This window comes from Streptomyces sp. NPDC059874, from assembly GCF_042731135.1.
Classification (GTDB): Bacteria; Actinomycetota; Actinomycetes; order Streptomycetales; family Streptomycetaceae; genus Streptomyces.
The window spans coordinates 1-19,823 of sequence record NZ_JBHWJY010000062.1 but is presented as its reverse complement, the minus strand read 5'-3'; the positions used below and the strand labels follow the sequence as shown (position 1 = coordinate 19,823).

Annotated in this window: 20 protein-coding genes and 1 pseudogene; 14 read left to right on the top strand and 7 right to left on the bottom strand. The window is 68.4% G+C overall.

Going from position 1 to position 19,823, the window contains the following annotated elements:
- Positions 1-45: 45 nt before the first annotated feature.
- Positions 46-543, bottom strand: a complete 498-nt coding sequence (locus ACFV9H_RS29110) for an RICIN domain-containing protein (protein ID WP_385403867.1) — start codon at positions 541-543, stop codon at positions 46-48.
- 409 nt (positions 544-952) lie between these two features.
- Between ACFV9H_RS29110 and ACFV9H_RS29105 the strand changes: the two genes are divergently transcribed.
- The 3 genes from ACFV9H_RS29105 to ACFV9H_RS29095 all read left to right on the top strand — a co-directional run bounded on the left by ACFV9H_RS29105 (position 953) and on the right by ACFV9H_RS29095 (position 3,992).
- A complete protein-coding gene (locus ACFV9H_RS29105) occupies positions 953-1,138 on the top strand; it encodes a hypothetical protein (protein ID WP_385403865.1) in 186 nt (61 codons plus the stop codon).
- 171 nt (positions 1,139-1,309) lie between these two features.
- A complete protein-coding gene (locus tag ACFV9H_RS29100; protein WP_385403863.1) occupies positions 1,310-2,659 on the top strand; it encodes an FG-GAP-like repeat-containing protein in 1,350 nt (449 codons plus the stop codon).
- A gap of 199 nt (positions 2,660-2,858) precedes the next feature.
- Positions 2,859-3,992, top strand: coding sequence for a transglycosylase family protein (locus ACFV9H_RS29095; protein ID WP_385403860.1), 1,134 nt, complete (start codon positions 2,859-2,861; stop codon positions 3,990-3,992).
- A gap of 731 nt (positions 3,993-4,723) precedes the next feature.
- On the opposite strand, the gene ACFV9H_RS29090 is transcribed toward ACFV9H_RS29095, so the two are convergent.
- A complete protein-coding gene (locus tag ACFV9H_RS29090) occupies positions 4,724-5,191 on the bottom strand; it encodes a GNAT family N-acetyltransferase (RefSeq protein WP_385403858.1) in 468 nt (155 codons plus the stop codon).
- A 187-nt stretch (positions 5,192-5,378) separates the two neighbouring features.
- Here ACFV9H_RS29090 and ACFV9H_RS29085 point away from each other — a divergent pair, with 187 nt between their 5' ends.
- The 4 genes from ACFV9H_RS29085 (at position 5,379) to ACFV9H_RS29070 (ending at position 9,812) form a co-directional block, all read left to right on the top strand.
- Positions 5,379-5,681: a hypothetical protein gene (locus ACFV9H_RS29085; RefSeq protein WP_385403856.1), complete on the top strand. Its 303-nt coding sequence runs from the start codon at positions 5,379-5,381 to the stop codon at positions 5,679-5,681.
- A gap of 576 nt (positions 5,682-6,257) precedes the next feature.
- Positions 6,258-6,797: a DUF6328 family protein gene (locus ACFV9H_RS29080; RefSeq protein ID WP_385403853.1), complete on the top strand. Its 540-nt coding sequence runs from the start codon at positions 6,258-6,260 to the stop codon at positions 6,795-6,797.
- A 662-nt stretch (positions 6,798-7,459) separates the two neighbouring features.
- Positions 7,460-8,851, top strand: coding sequence for a hypothetical protein (locus tag ACFV9H_RS29075; protein WP_385403850.1), 1,392 nt, complete (start codon positions 7,460-7,462; stop codon positions 8,849-8,851).
- Positions 8,852-9,653: 802 nt separating this feature from the next.
- Positions 9,654-9,812: a hypothetical protein gene (locus tag ACFV9H_RS29070; RefSeq protein WP_385403847.1), complete on the top strand. Its 159-nt coding sequence runs from the start codon at positions 9,654-9,656 to the stop codon at positions 9,810-9,812.
- Positions 9,813-9,992: 180 nt separating this feature from the next.
- On the opposite strand, the gene ACFV9H_RS29065 is transcribed toward ACFV9H_RS29070, so the two are convergent.
- Entirely contained in the window at positions 9,993-10,163 is a 171-nt protein-coding gene (locus ACFV9H_RS29065; RefSeq protein ID WP_385403845.1) for a hypothetical protein, read from the bottom strand.
- A 273-nt stretch (positions 10,164-10,436) separates the two neighbouring features.
- Here ACFV9H_RS29065 and ACFV9H_RS29060 point away from each other — a divergent pair, with 273 nt between their 5' ends.
- Complete coding sequence (locus ACFV9H_RS29060) at positions 10,437-11,273, top strand: alpha/beta fold hydrolase (RefSeq protein WP_385403843.1); 837 nt, start codon at positions 10,437-10,439, stop codon at positions 11,271-11,273.
- Positions 11,274-12,011: 738 nt separating this feature from the next.
- Positions 12,012-12,686 carry a hypothetical protein gene (locus tag ACFV9H_RS29055; RefSeq protein ID WP_385403840.1) on the top strand — a complete coding sequence of 225 codons (675 nt, stop codon included), beginning with the start codon at positions 12,012-12,014 and terminating at the stop codon, positions 12,684-12,686.
- On the opposite strand, the gene ACFV9H_RS29050 is transcribed toward ACFV9H_RS29055, so the two are convergent.
- Entirely contained in the window at positions 12,683-13,216 is a 534-nt protein-coding gene (locus tag ACFV9H_RS29050) for a hypothetical protein (RefSeq protein ID WP_385403837.1), read from the bottom strand. The genes ACFV9H_RS29055 and ACFV9H_RS29050 overlap by 4 nt on opposite strands.
- Positions 13,217-13,424: 208 nt before the next feature.
- Here ACFV9H_RS29050 and ACFV9H_RS29045 point away from each other — a divergent pair, with 208 nt between their 5' ends.
- Together ACFV9H_RS29045 and ACFV9H_RS29040 are read left to right on the top strand one after the other, a co-directional pair.
- A complete protein-coding gene (locus ACFV9H_RS29045; protein WP_008742117.1) occupies positions 13,425-13,604 on the top strand; it encodes a hypothetical protein in 180 nt (59 codons plus the stop codon).
- A 178-nt stretch (positions 13,605-13,782) separates the two neighbouring features.
- The gene (locus tag ACFV9H_RS29040; RefSeq protein ID WP_385403834.1) at positions 13,783-14,223 is read left to right on the top strand and encodes a phage tail protein; all 441 of its coding nucleotides are present in this window, start codon (positions 13,783-13,785) and stop codon (positions 14,221-14,223) included.
- A gap of 87 nt (positions 14,224-14,310) precedes the next feature.
- Here the strand turns inward: ACFV9H_RS29040 and ACFV9H_RS29035 are convergent.
- Positions 14,311-14,626, bottom strand: a pseudogene (locus ACFV9H_RS29035) (transposase); the annotation flags it as partial.
- Here ACFV9H_RS29035 and ACFV9H_RS29030 point away from each other — a divergent pair.
- Positions 14,586-14,813, top strand: coding sequence for a hypothetical protein (locus tag ACFV9H_RS29030; protein ID WP_385403945.1), 228 nt, complete (start codon positions 14,586-14,588; stop codon positions 14,811-14,813). The pseudogene ACFV9H_RS29035 and the gene ACFV9H_RS29030 overlap by 41 nt on opposite strands.
- Before the next feature lie 1,123 nt (positions 14,814-15,936).
- Positions 15,937-18,063 carry an ISL3 family transposase gene (locus ACFV9H_RS29025; protein ID WP_385403831.1) on the top strand — a complete coding sequence of 709 codons (2,127 nt, stop codon included), beginning with the start codon at positions 15,937-15,939 and terminating at the stop codon, positions 18,061-18,063.
- A 517-nt stretch (positions 18,064-18,580) separates the two neighbouring features.
- Here the strand turns inward: ACFV9H_RS29025 and ACFV9H_RS29020 are convergent.
- Both ACFV9H_RS29020 and ACFV9H_RS29015 read right to left on the bottom strand, forming a co-directional pair.
- Positions 18,581-19,066, bottom strand: a complete 486-nt coding sequence (locus ACFV9H_RS29020; RefSeq protein WP_385403829.1) for a DUF5959 family protein — start codon at positions 19,064-19,066, stop codon at positions 18,581-18,583.
- 4 nt (positions 19,067-19,070) lie between these two features.
- Entirely contained in the window at positions 19,071-19,442 is a 372-nt protein-coding gene (locus ACFV9H_RS29015; RefSeq protein WP_385403826.1) for a multiprotein-bridging factor 1 family protein, read from the bottom strand.
- Between the two features lie 91 nt (positions 19,443-19,533).
- Here ACFV9H_RS29015 and ACFV9H_RS29010 point away from each other — a divergent pair, with 91 nt between their 5' ends.
- Positions 19,534-19,662 carry a hypothetical protein gene (locus tag ACFV9H_RS29010; RefSeq protein WP_385403823.1) on the top strand — a complete coding sequence of 43 codons (129 nt, stop codon included), beginning with the start codon at positions 19,534-19,536 and terminating at the stop codon, positions 19,660-19,662.
- The last annotated feature ends 161 nt before the right edge of the window (positions 19,663-19,823 follow it).

Sequence of the window (19,823 nt, the reverse complement as noted above, 5' to 3'; positions counted from 1 at the left end):
ACACCGGCCGCGGTCAGGCTTGGGACGACGGCCGGCACGCTCAGGTCAGGACCACAGGTGGGAGAGCTTGTTCTCGCAGGTGACCACCCGCAGGCCGCTGCGCCGGGTGTCGTCCAGACAGCTTCTGGTGGAGCGGTTGGTCAGGATGATGCGGCCACCGGATCCAACTCCGATGGGCAGCCACTGGAAGTCGTTGTTGCCCCAGTCGCAGCCGGTGGCGGCAGGGGCTCCGTACCAGGTCTCGTACAGGCACTGGCCGGTGGAGGAGTTCTGAAGAACGACGTAGGGGCCGTTCGTCCAGACGTTCCAGGTCTGCCATTCGTTGTAGTAGCAGGTGATGGTGCGCAGGCCGTACTGGAAGCTGTGGTCGAGGCATTCGCCGGTGTTGGCGTTCTTGAAGGTCTGTAAGGACGTGATGGCCGCTTTGTCGCGGGGGGTTTTCTGGTCGGCGTCTTCGGCGGCGGCAGGGGTGGCGGTCAGGGCGAGGGCGCAGATGAGCAGCGGAGCGACGGCCTGGGCCCATCGTCGGGCTGTGGTGTGCATGTGGATTCCTCCCCGTTGGGTGTCCCTGTGAGGGACGGGCCCATTGTCGGGGGCGGGCGTGGACGGGGGCCAGGGCGGGAGTGGGCGGATTGTGTGGGGGAACTAGCGGCTCGCCGCCGAGGTAGCCGGCACCCGCTTCCGCCAGAGTTCGCACCCAAGTCCCTCTGGTCGGGCCTGTCTTCGGGCAGGTGTTGTCGGGTTTGCGGAGTGCCGTTGGGGGTGGTGGACGGAAGGGGTCAAGGCCTGTTCGGTCCACCGGGAAGCTCTTCCAACGCCTTTGACCAGCGGCGAGAGTAGTGATCGCCGGGAGGGAACACCGACTGGCAGGCAAGAACCGAGTACGCATCACCGCGGGATGCGGACCGGTTCGGGTCTCCCGAACACTTCGATTCAGGAAAGGACTTCTGTCGTGATCCGCATTCGTATCGCCCCGGCCGCCGCGGTCGCCACTCGCGCTCTCGCCGCCCCCGCCGCCGTCCTGGCCGCGGACTTGGCCGCCGGCGCGGCCACCACGAACTTCGCCACGGACTTCACCGTGGCGGCCACGGTGGGCGAGAGGCCGGTCGTCGCCGCCACCGGCGACATGATCTTGTAGTAGGCCTTTCCCGGGCCCCGGCCCGACTCGGCTCCACGCGGCTGCATTCGGCTCCGTTTCTTCTTTCGCCCCGGTTCACCTTGACCGCTGCTCCTGCAGGGCAGCAGTCACACGAACTGCGTGGGCACCACCCATCTTCTTCCCAGCAGTACCCGACCCCGAGGATCTGTCATGTCCCTGTCGCTTCGTACCCGTCGTACCCTGTCCGCCGCCGGTGTCACCCTCGCCGCCGTGGGCTTCACCGTGAGCCTGGCCACCGCTCCAGCTTTCGCCGACACCACCACGCAGGCCGCTTCCCTGGCTAGGGCCCAGGTCGGTGACAACGCCTGCTCGACCAACTCCCTGGGTGGCCGAGGTTTCCTGACGAGCTGCAACCCTGCCACCGGCTATGAGGCGGAGCCCTGGTGCGCGGACTTCGTGAAGTGGGTGTGGAAGAACTCGGGCTTCAACGTCAGCGGGACGGACGCACGGGCCTCCTCGTTCTACTCCTACGGCCAGTCCAACGGCACCCTGCACACCTCGTCCTCCTACCAGCCCCAGGTCGGCGACGCGGTGGTCTTCGAGTACGCCAACGGCTGGGCCCAGCACGTCGCCATGGTCACCGCTGTCAACGCGGACGGCTCGATCATGACCACGCACGGCAACTGGAGCGACAAGGTCGCCGACGTCGCGGTGAGCGCTTCGCAGAAGCACGTGGGCGACACCCCGAGCTCGATCGATCAGCGCATCAGCGCCTACGTCACGCCGCTCGGCGCGACCCCGGCCTCGTACAGCAAGGGCGACCGTGACTTCACCGGTGACCTCAACGACGACCTGCTGGGTGTGAGCGCGAGCGACGACAAGCTGCGCATGTACGCCGGCAACGGTGACGGCGAGTTCGCCTCGCACGAGGTCGGCCCCGGCTGGGGCGGCATGGACAAGATCAAGGCGGCCGACTTCAACAACGACGGCGAGGGCGACCTTGTCGCCCGCAACGCCTCGACGGGTGACCTGTACCTCTACCTGGGCAACGGCAACGGCGGTTTCAAGTCCACCACGAAGATCGGTACCGGCTGGAACGGCATGTCCGACTTCGTCGCCGGTGACTTCACGGGCGACGGCAAGGCCGACATCGTCGCCGTCCGCAAGGACGACGCCACCCTCCAGCTGTACTCGGGCACGGGCACCGACGTCACCTACACCAAGCAGATCGGGCAGGGCTGGGCCGGCATGTCGAAGCTGGCGGCCGGTGACTTCAACGGCGATGGCCGCGCCGACCTGGTCGCCATGGTCAACTCCACCGCCGACCTCAACCTGTACGTCGGCACCAGCACGGGCGTGGCCCCGGCGATCCAGATCGGTCAGAACTGGTCCGGGATCGACAAGCTCACTCTCGCCGACATCGACAGCGACGGTCGCGCCGACGTCGTCGCCACCACCGCGTCCACCGGCGACCTCTACCTCTACAAGAGCCAGAGCAACAGCCTCAAGGCCGGCGTGAAGGTCGGCCAGGGCTGGGGCGGCATGAGCCACCTCATCTAACCGGCACCCTGCCGGGGTCACGGGGGCCCGAGTGGGCCCCCGTGACCATCGCCGGCTCCTTTGACCGGCACCCGGCCGGGGCTGTGGGGGCCCGTCCTTCCCGAACGGGCCCCCGCACCCCCGCCTGCCCGCACCACTGCTTCGCCGCTCCCGCTCCTTCCCCGCTTTCGCGCCGTACGAGATGAAGGTTCGCCTCGCCATGTCCCAGCACGCCCCGCGCCGCTTTGCCCTGACGTTCCTCGCCGCCTCCGCCCTCGGCGCCCTGATTCCCCTGGCCGCCGCGGCCCCCGCCTCCGCCGCGGCCGTCTCCACCTGGGACAAGGTCGCCCAGTGCGAGAGCACCGGCAACTGGTCCATCAACACCGGCAACGGCTACTACGGCGGACTGCAGTTCTCCAAGTCCACCTGGGACGCCTACGGCGGCGGCGCCTACGCCTCCTACCCCCACCAGGCCTCCAAAACCGAGCAGATACTCATCGGCGAGAAGGTCCTCGCCGGTCAGGGCGAGGGCGCCTGGCCCACCTGCGGACCGGCCGCCGGCCTCGGCTCCGACGACCGCGACCCCTACCCGACGCAGCCGACCGTCCAGCGCGACCACGACTTCACCGGCGACGGCAACGACGACCTCCTCGGAGTCACCGGGAGCGACGACAAGCTGCGCATGTACGCCGGCAACGGCGACGGCCAGTTCGCCTCCCACGAAGTCGGCCCCGGCTGGGGCGGCATGGACAAGATCAAGGCCGCCGACTTCAACAACGACGGCGACAGCGACCTGATCGCCCGCGACGCCTCGAGTGGCGACCTGTACCTCTACCTCGGCAACGGCGGTGGCGGCTTCAAGTCCACCACCAAGATCGGCACCGGCTGGAACGCCATGTCCGACTTCGTCGCCGGTGACTTCACCGGCGACGGCAAGGCCGACATCGTCGCGGTCCGCAAGGACGACGCCACCCTGCGCCTCTACTCGGGCACGGGCACGGACGTCACCTACACCAAGCAGATCGGGCAGGGCTGGGCCGGTATGTCCAAGCTGGCCGCCGGTGACTTCAACGGCGACGGCCGCGCCGACCTCGTCGCCATGGTGAACTCCACCTCCGACCTCAACCTGTACGTCGGCACCAGCACCGGCGTGGCCCCGGCCATCCAGATCGGTCAGAACTGGTCCGGGATCGACAAGCTCACCCTCGCCGACATCGACAGCGACGGCCGCGCCGACGTCGTCGCCACCACCGCCGCCACCGGCGACCTGTACCACTACGCCAGCATGAGCAACAGCCTGAAGGCCGGCGTCAAGATCGGCCAGGGCTGGGGCGGCATGAGCCACCTCATCTGACCAGCCACACACCAACGCACCACAAGCCGCCCGGCCGCACAGGCCGGGCGGCTTCACACCGTTCCCCGCCCGCCCCAAGGAGCCGGTGAGGGGCGGCCCCAAACAGCACGAGGCCCCGGGACGTACGTCCCGGGGCCCGGTTTGTGTCACTTAGCTGGCCGCCTGGTTCAACGACCAGTGGGACGGGGCGTCACACCCACTCCCGGCGCAGCTCCGCGAGCGCGGCGCGCTGCTCGGGGGTGGGCTTGTCCCGGCGGTTCTCCGAGTTCCTCCAGATCGTCCGCCCGCTCGCGGCTCATCTGTTCGGTGCGGTTGGTGGGGCGCTTGTGTTGCGTTTCGCACCACTGTCACGGAAGGGAGGGATCGGCGCGTACCAACAGTGTCCGTGCCGGGCACACGGGACGCGGGCCCGGACCTGCATTGCCGCGTGCGGGCCCATAGTCGGTACAGCGGCCACGGCAGAGGCCAGTGCCTCCGGCCCAGCCCTCCCCTGGGCCTCTGTTATGCCTCCGGCTTCCCCGTGGTGCCGGGACCCTCTGGAGGAGTGGGCGTGTCGCCGGACGGCTGGTCTCGTGAGGGCCGCGGCAACGGCCTCAGTGACATCTTCGCCTGCGTGCGCCGGGGAGCAGACCTGGGTGCTGGTGATCGGGCGGGCAGCTGGGATGGCTCAGGTGAAGGGGCCTCGGGTGCCTGCGCGAGGCTCTCGGGCTGGGTGGAACGGCCCGTGGATTTCAGTTGAGGGTGAGGAGCACTTCGTCGATCTCGCCACCGCGTGCTTGGCCGAAGCCCCTGCCGTGCCCGGTGAGGACGAAGCCGCACTTTTCCAGTACGCGAATCGAGCCTGCGTTGTCGGCTGCTGCGTGGGCATGCAACGGCCGGACGCCTACGAGATCGACCAGCGCCGTGAGCGCGGCTGTGGCAATGCCGCGGCCCCAGTGCTTTCGGCCGATCCAGTAGGTGACCTCGCGTTCGTCCGGCGGCCCGTACACCGCGGCATGGCCAACCACCTCGTCACCGGCAAGCACTGTGCGCATCAGGACATCGGGATTGGAACGGATCCTGGCCCAGTAGCTGTCGAAGTGCCCCCTGTCGTAGTGGTAGTTCCTGGTGACAGCGGCCACGTGCTGCGCCTCGGGGTCAGAGAGGTGCTCCCAAAAGGCAGGCAAATCACCGTCGAGTACTTCGCGGAGGGAGATCATCTCGGTGGTGGCTCCTGTGGCTGGTCGAGAACGTGCTACTTCATCGAGTGTGGCGTCCGAAAGCTGATCAAATTCATCGAGTGTACTCCTGACCCGGGAGGATGGAACTTGTCGAAGGCTGTGTCCGTTCGACCGTAACCGGCAGGCGAGGGGCGAGGTCGTCGGCTTCTATCCGTCCCCGCTCGTAGTGCGCCTCACGGACACGGACGAGTTCCAGTGGATCGCCCGCACTGTGGCATGTGAAGGGGCGGGCAAGCGGGCAGTGGTGCGGGAGGCGGAGGCGATGCGGATTCCGCCGGGATGTGTGGCGGTGGACTGTCCGCCCACAGAACTGCGCGTCGGGGACCAGGTTCTTGCGGGCGGCCGCCTCGTGGTCATCGCTGATCTGCGCTACCGGTTCGGCGCCCCCTGCGCGACGATCCTGTGCAGCGGCGCGGTCTGTGTCGCGGAGCGGACGATCTGCGTCTACCGCCCCCACACGGTGCGCTGACCCCGGTCCCTGGTTCGTGGGCTTTCGTCAGTGAGCGGGGCGCTGTCTCTTCACGTAAGGACGGGTGCTCGCTACTGACAGGCGATGCCGAATAGCGTGCACGTTCCCGGCGAGCCGGACTACGAGGGCTCGCGAGAACCTGTACTGAACGCCATCTAGGTCGCCCAGATTGTCGCGGTGTCCAAGGATTACCCGTGCCAAGTCAGTCGTAGCGACCGCGATCAGGTGCGGATTGACTGGGACAAGCCCCTCATTGTTTCTCCGTCCCCTACACCCAAGTGACCGCGGTTGCACCGCACTGGGCGCTTTGTTCCCGGTTTCGAGGCTCAGGTCCCACACACCAGGTCGGATGGCAACGGTCGTCATGAGGGCGGGGAAGGCGCAATGGGGATCGGCCGGCCACGTTGAGCTGCGGGCGGGCACAAACCTGACGAGGTACGCGTGCCGTGCGGGTCTCAGCTGAACCGGGGACGCGGGGGTGCCGTTAATCCGTTCACCGAAACTTCATCAGAGGTTGGACCAGGAGTTGAGCGCGCACGTCACCCCCACGTCACCCCCACTGGAAGAGGTACCGCCATGGCGCTGACCGCCAAGAGGCCGACCCTCCGGCCGGTTCCCGAGCAAGACCGCCTGCCCGCAGGAGCTCCTCCCTCGGGAGGTCCCGATGTGCGATTGGAACCGGACCCGGACCATGCGTACGCCGAGCTCTTACAGGAGGTCCGCGTCGCCCAGACCGGCGTACAGATTCTGCTGGGTTTCCTCATGACCCTCGCCTTCAGCCCGCGGTTCGCCGCCGTGACCGAGTTGCAGGCGGGGCAGTACGTGTTGACCCTGTTCGTGGCCTTCGGAGCCGCCGCCTTCCTCATGGCACCGGCCCCCTTCCACCGCGTGGTCTTCCGCTGCGGCATGCGGACACAGCTGGTCACCGTCTCGAACCGGTTGGCACTCACCGGTCTGATTCTGCTCATGGTGGCCATGAGCAGCTCCCTCCTCCTTGTGGTGACCATGGTGCTGGGGGTCGGCACGTCCGCTGTGATCGCATCCGTGATGGTCGGCGGAGTGGTCTGGTTGTGGTTCGGCTTGCCGATGTGGTGCCGTCTGCGCCATCGGAGATGACGCCACACACGCTCTGGTCATGCGTGAGCGGCGTGGTTGTCGCCGTAGCTGTCTTTTGGCGGGACCGAATGGTCAGGGCGCCCTGCTGTCGGATGCGAACTGGTACAGCACGCGCCAGGCCTTGGTTGCCGATGGTGTAGCCGATTGCGGAGTCCTCCTGGTAGTGGCGCATCCGCCAGGCTGGCGCGGTCACCTTGGCGATCGTGGTGTCGCGGTCGGCGGCGGCGAAGGAGGGGTGCTGGTACGGCCCTGCGTTCGTGAGGGCGAGGCCGGCCACAACTCGCAGGTCTCCGCGTCGCAACAAGCCCCGTCAACGTCCCGCCTGACTGGGAAGAGTCGCTTTGTCAGGGAGATCGACATGGCGGCTGCGAGGGAGGCCGCCCGCCGGAGGCGGCCGGCTGACTGCCGACAGAGCCACCCGCCGCGAGCCGGCGGACGGGTTCCACAGGGGTCGTCACCGATGGGTGGCGGCCCCCGCTTCGTGTCCTCCGCAGGGGTGAATTCGGGCCGCGCGTACGCGTAGGCGGTTTGTGCGGTGTGCTCACAACTCACCCTGAAAAGCTGCCTCTTGACACATTTCGGGGTCTTTCGGCACGGCACGGCACGGCACGGCACGGCTCGACGGTCGGGCTGCAAGGTGTGCGTTTGGGGTGTGTTTCGGCATGGGTGTGCGGCGTGAGGTGTACGACGTGGAGCAGGCTGCGGGGCGGCTTCGGGTCCCGGTGGCGGCCTGGCGGTGGGCGGCGGGTTCGGGTCTGGTCCCGGCGGCGGACGCAGGGCGCGGGGTGTGGTCGCGGGCGGTGGTCGAGGCCGTCGACCCGGAGGCGGTGCGGGCCACGCTGCGGGGGATCGGTGCCGGGGTGGCGGCGGACCGGCTGACGGAGGCCCTGGGGGTGCGGCTGCCGCCGATGCGGCCTCGGGTGACGGCGGCGGCCATCGGGCATCTCGTCCGGGCCGGCCTGCTGGTCTACCTCGGCGGCGAGACGGAGTTCCCCGTCGTGCACCCGGATCAGGTGGCTGCCCTGGCGCGCCGCCGGGACCTGCCCGCGCTCCTGGACCAGCACGTGCCCCTTGGCCCGGACCAGGCGGCGGTCCGTCTCGGCGTGCGGCGCCGGGACTTCGACGAAGTGGTCCGACTTGGGTTTCTCGCCCCCGTGGGCACCGTGGACATCGACTTCAAGCGGCAGGGCGGCGTCACGTCCGTCCCGCTCTACAGCGCCCGGGACATCGCCCTCCTGGACGTCACCCGCCCCTGGGTCGACTGGCGGGCGGTGCGGGAGACCCGGCCGGGCCGCCGCTCCCCGCTCGCTTGCCTCGTCCCGGTGACCCCGGACACGGACCGCGTGCTGCTCGCCGAGGTGGCCCGGATGGCGCGCGTGGGGCGGGCGGCGGTGGTCAACTGGCGCCGCCGCCACCCCGACTTCCCCGCCCCGACCGCCGGGACGGACGTACATCCGGAGTTCGACCGGGCCGCAGTTGTGGCCTGGCTGCTCGCCCACGACAAGATCACCCTTCCCGCCGGGGCGGGGACGGCCTCGCTGCTGGTGCGCGGCACCGGGGGCGCCACAGGCCGGTTCCGGCTGGATGCCCCGTGGCTGGGCCTCGCCGACGACATCGAGGGCACCGACCAGCTGTCGGGCTGGATCGTCGACGAGGTGGACGCCGACGCGCTGGCCGCCCTGGCCGCGGGCGCGGTCGGGGCCACGCTGACCCGGCTCACCGCGCCCAGTGCGGGCCGGCTCGCGGTGCTCGGCGACGTCCGGGTGACCGACCGGTTCAGGTCCGGATCCGGCGCCCTGCGCGTCACGCTGGAATGGCCGGCCCGCCTGCGCGGCACCACCACGCGGACCGGCCGCGGCGGCGTGGTCCGCCACGGCGTCCCGCAAGCCAGGACCGGCGAGGACTGCGTATGCGAGCGGCACGACTGCGGCGGCCTGGTCCCGGTCCTGTGGTGCGTCGAGCACGGGGACGAGGTCGCCCCGGTGCTGGACTGGCACGCGGGCGGCGGCCTGCGCTGCGCGCAGCTCACGCGCGGCAGGGCGGCGAGCGCGTAGGGCTCGTCGGCGGAGCGTGGCCCCGGCGCACCCTCGGGTGTGCCGGGGGCCGTTGGTCAGGCCCGGATTTCGTTGACCAGCATCCGCAGGGTCGGGCTGTGCTTCTCGGGAGGCAGGGCGTCCATCGCGGCCGTGGCGTGCGCGACTCCCCCCCGCCCGGTTGCCGGAGCGGGCGAGCATCAATCCCCGGTGGAGCGCCGGGTGGGTGGCGAAGCGGGGCAGGCTCGCGGGGAGTTCCGCGAGGGCCTGGTCCTGCGCCTCGGTCGCGGCTTTCTCCTCGCCGAGACGGGCCAGGAGCACGGACCGGAGCACGTTGACCCGCCACCACGGCACCGCGTAGTCCGAGGTCTGCTCGTGGGAGTCGGCCGTGTCGAAGACCCGCCGCCCCCGGTTGGCGAGCGCGAACGCGGTGGCGTGGTCGCCGCGGAGGGCGGCGGCGTGGGCCTCAGCCTGGAGATGCTCGACAGACGAGAACGCCCAGCCCCACCAGAACGGGACCCGGTCGCAGGGCATGGGACTCGCGGCTGGCTGCAGCGGTCACCGCATCCGTAGGGCCCGATGCGTGGGAGCAGGTGCCGCTCGTCTTGGTCGAGGCAGGGCTGTGCCAGCGGCCTGGGTCTCGGCTTGGACGGCGTGCCGGCCGACTGGCGGACCGCTGAAGCGTAGGTGCGTCAGGAGCGGGCTCGCAGAGCTTGAGTGAACGATGTGTGCTCCTTCTGGGACAACCCTCTCCGCAGGGGTTGACGGAGGCATTTGCCAGGCGGATCGTAGGCGCCTCAGCCGACCGAACGCTGGAGGTCCCGTGACCGACGAGTACCGCACCAGAGAGCGGATGCTGCCAGTTGGCACCGCCGCGATCTTGGGGGCAGCTGGCATGGACCTAACGGATGCCGAGCTACTTGAGCGGTACCCGCGCGTGGCCGAGATCCTGGCACGTTGGGAGCAAGAAGAGCGGGGGTGAAGCCCCCCATCAGGGACCATTCCGGGCCGACAGTCTTCCCGTCTCCCCACGGGAGGGCCGTCGCGCTCCTCGCGCGCTGCGCAACGGGTCCGACGCAGCTCCACGGCGAGCGTTTTCCACCAGCTCTCCCTGTATCGGGGCCGGGTTGCCATGCGGCTGGTCCGCCGCCGCGCCACTCGATCAGCAGCGGGTCGTCCAAGTTGACGGTGTCAGGGTCGAGGCCCGTGCGGCGGAGGAATTCGAGGAGATCGCGGGGCCGAGGGCGCGGCCGAGGCTCTTGCCGTCGATGCGGACGCGGCGCCCGCACGCGGCGTCCGGCGGGTGGACGACCACGCGCGGGGCAGGGCTCATTCCTCCGCACCGCCGGTGCCTGGTCATTCCAGCACTCCGAGGGCGGTGCTGGGGCGGCAGTGGATACACGCGGGGATGCCCTCGGCCCGCAGCCGGGGTGATGGCGATCCTTGAAAACAAACGGACACCCCCTACTCGGCAGTACCCCAGACCTGCTCACGGGATCTCCCACCCACCGATCCACGAGAGCGGAACGGCGAGCCGTGCTGCACGGAACTTCCGACGATTGCAGAATCGTTGCAGGCATGACGGCGCGAGCTACAGGAGCTGGGAATGAGCGACCAACGCACCCACTCCGCGACCACCAGCGATGGCGTCACCATCGTCGGAACCGTGCACGGTCAGGGTCGTCCTCTGGTGCTCCTGCAAGGGATCATTGGTGATGGCGACCTCGATTGGGGCCTGCTACTGGAACACCTGACCGGCCGGTTCACCTGCCACCTGACGAGCCTGCGGGGTCGTGGCCTAAGCGGCGATCACGATGACCTCAGTCCCGGTCGGCTCGTCAAGGATGTCCTCACCTACGTCGGCAGCATCGGGGAACCGACCGGGCTGGCGGGGTGGTCCTACGGCGCCCACCTGGCGCTTGCCGCGGCGGCGCAGTCTGACACGGTGAATGCGGTGGCCTCCGTTGAGCCTGGGGTGCTGAGCCTGATCGACGAGCGGGAGCAGGCGGTGCTCGGCGCTGCCGTCGCCCGGACGGGTGAGCTGGCCGCCGACGGCAGGTTTGCAGACGCGGCTCGCGCTTTCGCCGGCTGGCCCTTCAACGACGAAGAGATCGCAGTGGCCGAGCAGGCCGGCTACTTCGAAGCCGCAGGGCGTTACGTCCCGAACCTGCTCAACCTCCTCCAGCAGTCGATGGAGTACGAAGGTCCCACCGCTGATGACCCGGCCGTGCTTGGTGTCATCTCCGCCCCGGTGGCGGTGCTGCACGGCTCGCACACCAGGCCCTTTCTCATCGCCAGTGCGCAGTACGTGGCGGACCACGTTCCCAAGGCGCGTGTGCACCAGATCCCCGGCGCGGGGCATGCCGCCCTCCTGACCCACCCCGAGGCACTCGCTGCGGCACTCATCGAGTTCTTCGCGCAGGAGGCCCAGTACTCGGCCTGACCCTGCTCGTCTGCCCGCCTTGACGTCGCTTCCCAGCTCGGCCCCGGAGCCCTCGCCCAGACACTGAGGGAAAGCAACCCGCCGACACTCCGCCCCGCACACCTCACGAGCGGGCCCCGGGCGCAAGTGTCTGGACCAACCTCCGCTTCACGGTCGCGCTGTTGGCCGACGCGCGGTGTCGTGCGGGGTACCGGCCGGGCCGCGGTGGGGGCGGGAGACTTCCGGGCATGGACGTGGAGTCGCTGGCGGTCGAGTTGCTCGGGCTACGCCCATCGGAGTTCACCGCGGCACGCGACGAGTACGCGGCCCACGCCCGCAAGGCCGGTGACAGGAAGCTTGCCGCCCCACGTGCATCCGGAACAGGTCGCCGCCCTGGCCCGCCGCCGGGACCTGCCCGCCCTCCTGGACCAGCACGTGCCCCTCGGCCCGGACCAGCTGTCCGTCTCGGGGTGAGGCGCTGGGACTTCCACGAGGTGGTCCGGCGCGGATTCGTCGCCCCGGTGGGCACAGTGGACATCGACTACAAGCGGCAGGGCGGCGTGACCACCGTCCCGCTCTACAGCGCGTAGTCCATCGCGCTCCTGGACGTCGTCCGGCTGTGGGTGGACTGGAGGGCGGTGCGGGAAACCCGTGCGGGCGGCCGCTCCCTGCTCGCCGCGCTGACCCCCGTCACTCCGGACACCGACCGGGTCCTGCTCGCGGAAGTGGCCCGGATAGCCGCGCGTGGGGCGGGCTGCGGTGGTCAACTGGCGCCGCCGCCACACCGACTTCCCCGCCCTGAGTGCCGGGACGGAGGTGCATCCGGAGTTCGAGCGGTCCGCAGTCGTTGCCTGGCTGGTCGCCAACGACAAGATCGAGGTTCTCGTAGGTGCTGCGGCGGCCACGCTGCTGGTGCGCTGCGCGGGCGGGGGACGACGGTTCCGCCTGGATGCCCCGTGGCTGGGCTTTACCGACGACGTCGAGGACCCCGACCGGCTGTCGGGCTGGTCCAGCGACGAGGACGCCGACGCTTGGCCGCCCTTGGCGGCCGGGGAGTTCGGGGCCTCGCTGACCCGGCTGGCCGCGCCCGGCGCGGGCCCGCTCGGGGTGCTCGGCGAGGTCAGGATGACCGAGCGGTTCCTCCGTGCGGCTCGTGGCGGTTTGGACGCCGGTTGCTTCCGTGGCCGGTCGCTGAGGCGCTCTGCCGGCGGCCTGCGCGTGTCCCGCCGGACCTGCTTCACCCGCTCGCGTCCCGTCCCACAGACGGTTCCTCCCTCGCTGACAGCCCCGGCCACCCAAAGACCACCGCAACACCAAAGGGGCGAGGCCCACGACCTACACAGCTCAGGCCCCGGAAACGATCTCCCCGGGGCAGATGCCTTCGAACAGAAGGCTACCGGCGGGTTACCTGCCGGTAGGTTCGCCGTTCGTTAATGGCTAGATCCAAATTCGTTGGGGTATTTCGTGAGTGTGGTGTCGGTGGTCTTGGCGGTGTAGTCGGAGTTGGTGGGTGAGGAGCTTTCGATGATTCGGATGTCGGCGTTGCCGGGGGTCTCGTTGATCAAGATCCGGGAGATGACGAGAGTGATGGACCAGTCCTTGAACTGTGGTGGGCGGGCGGGGGTGAATTCGAATACCCGCCAGGTTCCTTCTGTGGAGGGCCGGGCGGTCCAGCCGCCGCCCTGGTCGGGGGCGGAGCCGCCGATGACTGCTGTGGTGATGTCGTTGGGTGCATCGGTGAAGGCGTTGGCGCCCGTGCCGGTGCGCAGCTTGACAGTGATCTTGTTGCAGTAGGGGGTGTCGCCGGGCTTGGCTTGGACGGTGATGTCGAGGCGTCCGGTGACCGGGTCGTTGGCAGTGGAGGTGTTGAGGGGGTCGGGGTCGGTGGCGAGGGGACGAAGCCGCGACGAACGGACTGAGCTGCAAGTCAGGTGCCTCGGTGCAGCCGTCTCTGGCAGGATCACCCCATGACGTTCTGCAGAAAGGCCCATGCCGCGTAGACGGCCCGGGCGTGTCCGCGCCGAGCAGTGGCCGCGGCACCGGCTTACCTATCAGCCCCCTATTGCTGGCCTGTCCCCGCCTGCTCTTGCCGAAGTTGCCAGGGTCGAGCGGAACCGGAACTACCTGTGGCCTGGCGTCACGGCCGAGTCCGTGAGGATTTGGCGAGGGTTCGTGCGAGACCCGTACCGCAACCTCTGGAGTGAGTACGAGGACGGCGGTTGCGGTGTGTGGGAATGCTGCGGCAGCCCCTTCGAAGCACGGGAGTTCCTGGATGCCGTGATCCACGGCATGTCCCGGCGCCGAGCTCGCGAACTTCGATTCCTCGTAGACCAACTCGACAACTCGTACTGAGCGAGTTCAGGCACGACGTTAAACGGCAAGATGAGTACCTGTTCCTGAGCCACGCATGACAAAGGCGAGCACGACCACTCGAAAGGTTGAGATTCGTGTTCGCCGTGGCAGAGGCTGCGACGATGTCCATGATCACGGGCGGACGGCCGTCCTGTGACGTCAGAACGTGAGGGCACGCATGCTGGATAGCGCGATCGTGACGTATCGGGTTCAGGTGGAGCTGGGCGGCCTTCGGGTGGAGACGCTCAAGAGCGTCTCGGCGATCACCGTGGATCAGGAATACATCGACGTAGTGTCGATGACCCCGTCCGGAAAGGTTGAGCAGGACTACGAGCACGCCCTTGCGGGCTGGAAGAACGTGACGCTGACGCGCGGTGCGGACAAGAGCGAAGAGTTCACCAAGTGGATCAAGGATGCCCGGGATTTCGCCGCAACCGGCGAGGAGCGGGACCTGATCCTGGTGTTCGTCAACGCGAAGAACGAACCCATCAGGGAGATGTCCTTCGGCCGGGTTCGCCCGGTCAGCTGGAGCGGTCCGGGCGTAACCGCTGGCGAGTCCGGTGTGGGAGAAGAGACTCTCGAACTGCGTTATCTGGACCTCGACACCAAGTTCTTCTGAGCGACGCAGGGCCGGTCTGGGTGCGGTTGGTGGCGGTGAACGGGTCAGTCCCGGGTGTGCTCACGCGGGGCTGGCTGACCGGTCCGGCGGGATTGCCGACGGGTGATTCGCCTGGTCATGAGGGTGATCGCGGCCCAGGTGATCAGTGATTCGGAGTGCTGGATGAGCCTTCGTAGTCGCGGGCGTGCATGACCCAGGCCAGCGATCTCTCGACCACCCAGCGGCGGGGCAGAACGACGAAGCCGACCGCGTTCTTCGGTCGGCTCACCGTCTTCACCGTCAGGTCCAGGTACTTTTTCGCCCAGGTCACGAGTTGGCCGGCATAGGCGGAGTCGGCCCAGACGATCGTGATCTCCGGGTGCATGAGCCGCAGCCGGAACAGGACTTCCTGGCCCGACGAAGAGGACCAGGACCCCGAGGCCGCCGCGGAGCTGCTCGTCCCGGTGAGCCCCGAAGCCTCCGTGCGTCTGCGGGTCCTGCCCAAGCGCGTCGCCATCGCCCGCACCGACGAGACGGCCAAGCAGGTCCGGGAGTCTACCGGCCTACCGGCCTACGTTTGCGTGCTCGTGCGGGTGATGAGGACCAAATGACCATTCCACGTCCAGCGACATGGCCGTTGTCAGTTTGCAGCTACCACTACCCTGATAGGAGTTTCCTGTGGCACTTCCAATCCCTCTTTTTGACTCCTTTGCCCCTCTTCTGGCCGCGCTCATCAGGTTCCTGGGGGGATAAATCCCACCGTGGCGTAGGTGCCAAATTTTCGGAGCGCGTTAAGTCCGTGAATTCGGTGGCGATTGCCGCGACGGACAGAAACTGACTGTCTGTCAGGTCTTTATTCTGGCCCCGGACTGGGGATTGACAACCTCGGCCGGGGCCTGCCTGATGATCTGTGCCCGTTTGTCAGTGGTAGTGCGGCGTTGAGGTGTCAGTGGTCTCGTCTTGGGTTGTCTCTGGTCGGTGGTCTCTGGATCCAGGTCTGCCACTGACAGTGGTTGCCGACTTTGTACTGACGTTTTTGACGTTCTGCCTGGTCACTTTGGTGACGATCGATATCACGCATGGTGGTTGTGGGGTCTGAGGTCAGGTTCCGACGGCAGTACCAGGTCCTGCTGGCTGTCCGTGGAGCGGGTCGGCCGTGACGATCGGGGCCGCCTTGCTCCACCCTCGGGTCTGTAGGCCGGACTCGTCAATGAGGACGAGGTCGGGGGCGTCGAGGACGCTGCTTGGGACCTGGACACGGTTGCTGGCGACCTTGGTGCGGCGCTGGCATGGCGGTTGCTGGCGTCTGTGTCCTTCAGCGGTCTCTGCCCCATCGTTTAGGGATGTTCTTCCGTACGGGGGCACTGACAACCGTCCTGCCCACCGCGTTCTGTTCGCCTGTGCCTCGTTGTTGCGGCTGAGGGACCCGGGCGAGGCCGCGCGGTGGTTCACCGCGCTGGTCTGCCTCAACCCGGCCGGCAGCAGCGGCGCACGCTTCCTGGCACGCGGTGGCCCCGCGAGCCCCTGCCCACATCGCTGAACCCGGGCCGAGCCGTTGCCGATGCAGTGGCTTTTCCGGTCCGGCAAGCCCGTCTGGCTTTATTCACGGGTTGTGGTTCTGGATCAGCTTTCGTGCAGTGGCCACGGTGAGTGACGGCTGAGCGTCTCCGGACGGTATGCGAAGTCGCCCGAAAATGGACGGTGGTCAGTGCCGCTGGGCTGACAGTCCGGGCCGTGGAAGACGTTGCACTCCAGCTGAAGGCGCTGTTGTTCCCCGCGATCGCGGACATCGCGGTGCGGTCGGTGAACGTGGATATCGAGAACGTGCGCCTTGACGCGCAGTGCACCACTGCCGGCGCCGCCTGCCCGGGATGCGGAGTCTGCTCGACCCGGGTTCACAGCTCCTACCGGCGGTCTCTCGCTGATGTCCCGAGCGCCGGACGAAGCGTCGTACTCCAGCTGCGGGTCCGGCGATTCCGGTGCGGGAACACCAAGTGCCCACGTCAGACGTTCGTGGAGCAGTTATCTGGCCTCACCCGCAGGCATGGCCAGCGCACCGAGCGACTGCGTTCCATCCTGACCGCAATCGGCCTCGCCCTGGCTGGTCGAGCCGGCGCCCGCCTGGCTGCCGTGCTCGGCATGTCCATCAGCCGGAGTACGGTCTTGCGCCTGGTCGAGGCGCTGCCCGAGCCGGAGGTGCCGACGCCTCGGGTGGTCGGCGTCGACGAGTACGCCACCCGCAAGGGCCGCCGCTACGGCACTGTCCTGGTGGACGTCGAGACCCGCCGGCCGATTGATCTCCTGCCTGATCGAGAAGCATCGAGCCTGGCCGCCTGGCTCGCCCAGCGGCCAGGGATCGAGGTCGTCTGCCGGGACCGCGCGCCGTTCTTCGCGGAAGGCGCCACCGCCGGGGCACCCCAGGCGACGCAGGTCGCCGACCGCTGGCACTTGTGGCATAACCTCGGGGAAGCCGCTGAGCGGGCTGTCGCCCGCCACCGCCAGTGCCTTCGCGTCCTGGTCCCCGATCCCGAGGCGAAGGCCGAACCACCGGGGCTGCCCGAGGAGAAGGCGGACTCTCCATGGCGGAGCGAGCGGTTCGCCAACCGTGTCCGAGCCAGGCACGCCACGGTCCACGCGCTGCTGGAAGCCGGCCACAGCCGCCGCTCCATCGGGCGTCAGCTCCAGATGACCCACCGCACCGTCAAGAGCCTCGCCGACGCTGCGAAGCCGGAGGACCTCTTCCGCGGTCAGTGGCAGCACAACAGGACCTCCGTCCTCGACGAGTACAAGCCCTACCTGGACGAACGTTGGGACGAGGGCTGCACCAACGCCTGGAAGCTCTGGGAAGAGATCGTTCCCTTGGGCTATCGAGGCAGCTACGGCCGGGTCAGCGCCTACCTGCGAGAGAAGCGCACATCGCCACGGCCGGTCACCGCGCAACCGCCGGCACCCCGCGTCGTGACGAGATGGATCCTCAGCCGACCCGGGACGCTGACCGACCTCGTCGAGCCGGAGCCTTCGCCCGAACCGGAACCCGAACCTGTGCCGACCTCCATCGGCCAGGAGCCATCCGAGTCCTACCCCGCGGGGAAGTTCCTCGACCGGCTCCGCGACACCCACGCCGCGGTCCGGGCCCAGGTCGAACAGGGCCTGAGCCTGCGCGAAGTCGCCCGCCGGCTCGGACTGGGCCGCAACACGGTGCGCAAGTACGCTCGCGCCGCCAGCCCGGAGGCGATGCTGCACGGCCAGTGGCAAGACCGGACCAGCAAACTCGACCGCTACCGGCCCTACCTGGAGCAACGGATCACCGAGGGCTGCACGAACCTGTCGATCCTCCACCGCGAGTTGCAAGAACGTGGGGCCCGCTGCGCCTACAGCACCCTGCGCGACTACGTCCATCCGCTGCGTCCCAGCCGCCGGACCTCCACCAGCCGGCCGCCGATGGCGCGGCCGCCCTCGCCCCGCGAAGCCACGCGCTGGATCATGAGCCACCCCGACCACCTACGCACTGACGACCAACTGCAGCTCAAGACGCTGCTGGCCCGCGCGCCCGAGCTCACGGCAGCCATCACCCACGTTCGGACGTTCGCGACCATCATGACCAACCGCGAAGGAGACCGGCTGCGCGGATGGATCGCCGACGTTTGCGCCGACCAGCAGTGCGGCCTGGCCTCCTTCGCCGCCGGGCTGATCACCGACCTCGACGCCGTCGTCTTCGGCATGAGCACCGAATGGTCCTCCGGCCCCGTCGAAGGCCGCGTCAACGACCTGAAAGCCCTCAAGCGCAGCATGTTCGGCAGAGCGAAACTTCCGCTACTGCGCAAGCGGCTCCTCCTGATCGCGGCCAGCCGCCGACCCTAACTTCCGGCGCCTCGGGTCTGGCGGTCCAGGAACTCGATGAGTCGCGTCTCCGCACGCAGAACCCGTTCTCGCTGCTCAGGAGGAAGAGATGCGAGGCGGTCGACCAAGACTCGCTTCTGCGGGACGTGCACCATGTTGCCGGAGTAGATCCGGCAAGTGGAACACCAGGCGAGCCCCATACACCGCTCGAACATCGAGGACTCGGGCGGATGGAAGCGGTACTGGTAGGAACTGACGGGCGTTCCGCAGACGGCGCAGACACGTCGGTCGCCGTCGGGAATCGTGTCCCAGCTCCCGGCCTTTCGCCAATGCTGTCGCCCGGCCGATGCTCTTCAAGTCGTCATGCCGAACATTCTCGCGCACAGAGCCCTGCCCAGCGCACTGCCCGAGCGAATCTCCAGCCGACCACAGAACGTAACCGACTCTTGGCCGCCTTCACGGAATCCGTGCCTGAACCACTACAACCCGCTAGAAACAGGTAGGGGCTTCTCGTTGCCCTGGGGCCGTCTGTGGGCCGTCAGGCCTCGGGCCGGTACCAGTTACGCCCGGATCGGGTCTCGATGACCTGCTGCGGGTACGCCCGGCGCACGGCTTCCAGCAGGTCCCGCTGCTTGTAGATCAGCCCGGCGGTCGGGTTCGACAACGGGACCGTCACTGTGACGCCGGAAGCGGGCCCGTCATGTACCGAGACCACGAAGCCGCTCCATGAGATCGGCTCGATCTTCAGACTCGGGGTCCTGCCCGAGGTCAGCCAGTAGACGAATGTCCCGGCCTCAAGCGCGTCCAACGCGGTCTCCCACTGCTCCAGGTCATCCGGCAGCAGCGTCACGTCGAAGGTGGCACTGACGCATGGCGTCGTCACCACGATCTCGGCGTCGAGGAAGTCATGGCCGGACAGGACCCCAGGGTCGTACCGCCCCAGCACGCGGACGACAACGCGGTGCCCGCTCGTCTCCCGCTTGTCTTCGAGCCTTATCAGGTCAAGGACAGTGGGCTCAGCCATGAGGTCATCCTCCGAGGTCAGGGATCCCGTCATCGTGCCCTGCCCCGACCTGCTGCCTTCCGCTGGGGTAGGTATTGGCCACAGCCTTTTGTGTCCGTTCCCGGCTGCAGTCGGGAACTGGGTAGGCCGGCAGTACGCTGACCGCCGGCTGCTGGAGTGCCGGGTCCTGGGGGACAGCCACGGACAGTGGCACATCGAGCACCCGGGACAGCGCCGCGAGGTAGAACCCGCGCGGCGCGCATTTCCCGCGTTCCCACCGGGCCACGTACTCGCGCGTCAGAGTCGTTCCCTCGGCGCGGTTGATCTCATCGGCCAGACGGGCCTGCGACCAACCCTGCGCACCCCGTAGTTCGAGGATCAACTCCCCGATGTCCATGCGCCCATCTTGCCCCTGGGAATGCCCCTGCCCGGGGTTTCTCGCGGGCCGAAAGTAAAGGCACCGGCCCGACCCGCGAACGGGGTGCACCATGAAAGCCACCGACCACACCCACGCCCACACCGAGGCGTTGAAGCTGTTCCCCCCGGCCGCCCTCACCACCCCGCTCGACTGCGCCCGCTGCCAGGACTACGCGCAGCGCCGCGACACGGCAGCCTGACCACCCAACCCGGCAAAGGCCCCGGGTTTCTTGACCTCAAGCCCGGTTGAGCTTCTAGCGTCGGATGGGACGAAAGGGGTTCGACGTGACGACATTGGTTACGGGTGCCACCGGGAACACCGGCCGGCACGTCGTGGCGGAGCTGGTCCGCCGAGGAGAGC

Bases quoted from the DNA above. Each gene is read 5' to 3' on its own strand.
- ACFV9H_RS29110 (WP_385403867.1), bottom strand. From the start codon at position 543: ATGCACACCACAGCCCGACGATGGGCCCAGGCCGTCGCTCCGCTGCTC.
- ACFV9H_RS29040 (WP_385403834.1), top strand. From the start codon at position 13,783: ATGCTGGATAGCGCGATCGTGACGTATCGGGTTCAGGTGGAGCTGGGC.
- ACFV9H_RS29090 (WP_385403858.1), bottom strand. From the start codon at position 5,191: ATGATCTCCCTCCGCGAAGTACTCGACGGTGATTTGCCTGCCTTTTGG.
- ACFV9H_RS29065 (WP_385403845.1), bottom strand. From the start codon at position 10,163: ATGAGCCCTGCCCCGCGCGTGGTCGTCCACCCGCCGGACGCCGCGTGC.
- ACFV9H_RS29075 (WP_385403850.1), top strand. From the start codon at position 7,460: ATGGGTGTGCGGCGTGAGGTGTACGACGTGGAGCAGGCTGCGGGGCGG.
- ACFV9H_RS29095 (WP_385403860.1), top strand. From the start codon at position 2,859: ATGTCCCAGCACGCCCCGCGCCGCTTTGCCCTGACGTTCCTCGCCGCC.
- ACFV9H_RS29010 (WP_385403823.1), top strand. From the start codon at position 19,534: ATGAAAGCCACCGACCACACCCACGCCCACACCGAGGCGTTGAAGCTG.
- ACFV9H_RS29015 (WP_385403826.1), bottom strand. From the start codon at position 19,442: ATGGACATCGGGGAGTTGATCCTCGAACTACGGGGTGCGCAGGGTTGG.
- ACFV9H_RS29080 (WP_385403853.1), top strand. From the start codon at position 6,258: ATGGCGCTGACCGCCAAGAGGCCGACCCTCCGGCCGGTTCCCGAGCAA.
- ACFV9H_RS29100 (WP_385403863.1), top strand. From the start codon at position 1,310: ATGTCCCTGTCGCTTCGTACCCGTCGTACCCTGTCCGCCGCCGGTGTC.
- ACFV9H_RS29060 (WP_385403843.1), top strand. From the start codon at position 10,437: ATGAGCGACCAACGCACCCACTCCGCGACCACCAGCGATGGCGTCACC.
- ACFV9H_RS29030 (WP_385403945.1), top strand. From the start codon at position 14,586: ATGAGCCGCAGCCGGAACAGGACTTCCTGGCCCGACGAAGAGGACCAG.
- ACFV9H_RS29020 (WP_385403829.1), bottom strand. From the start codon at position 19,066: ATGGCTGAGCCCACTGTCCTTGACCTGATAAGGCTCGAAGACAAGCGG.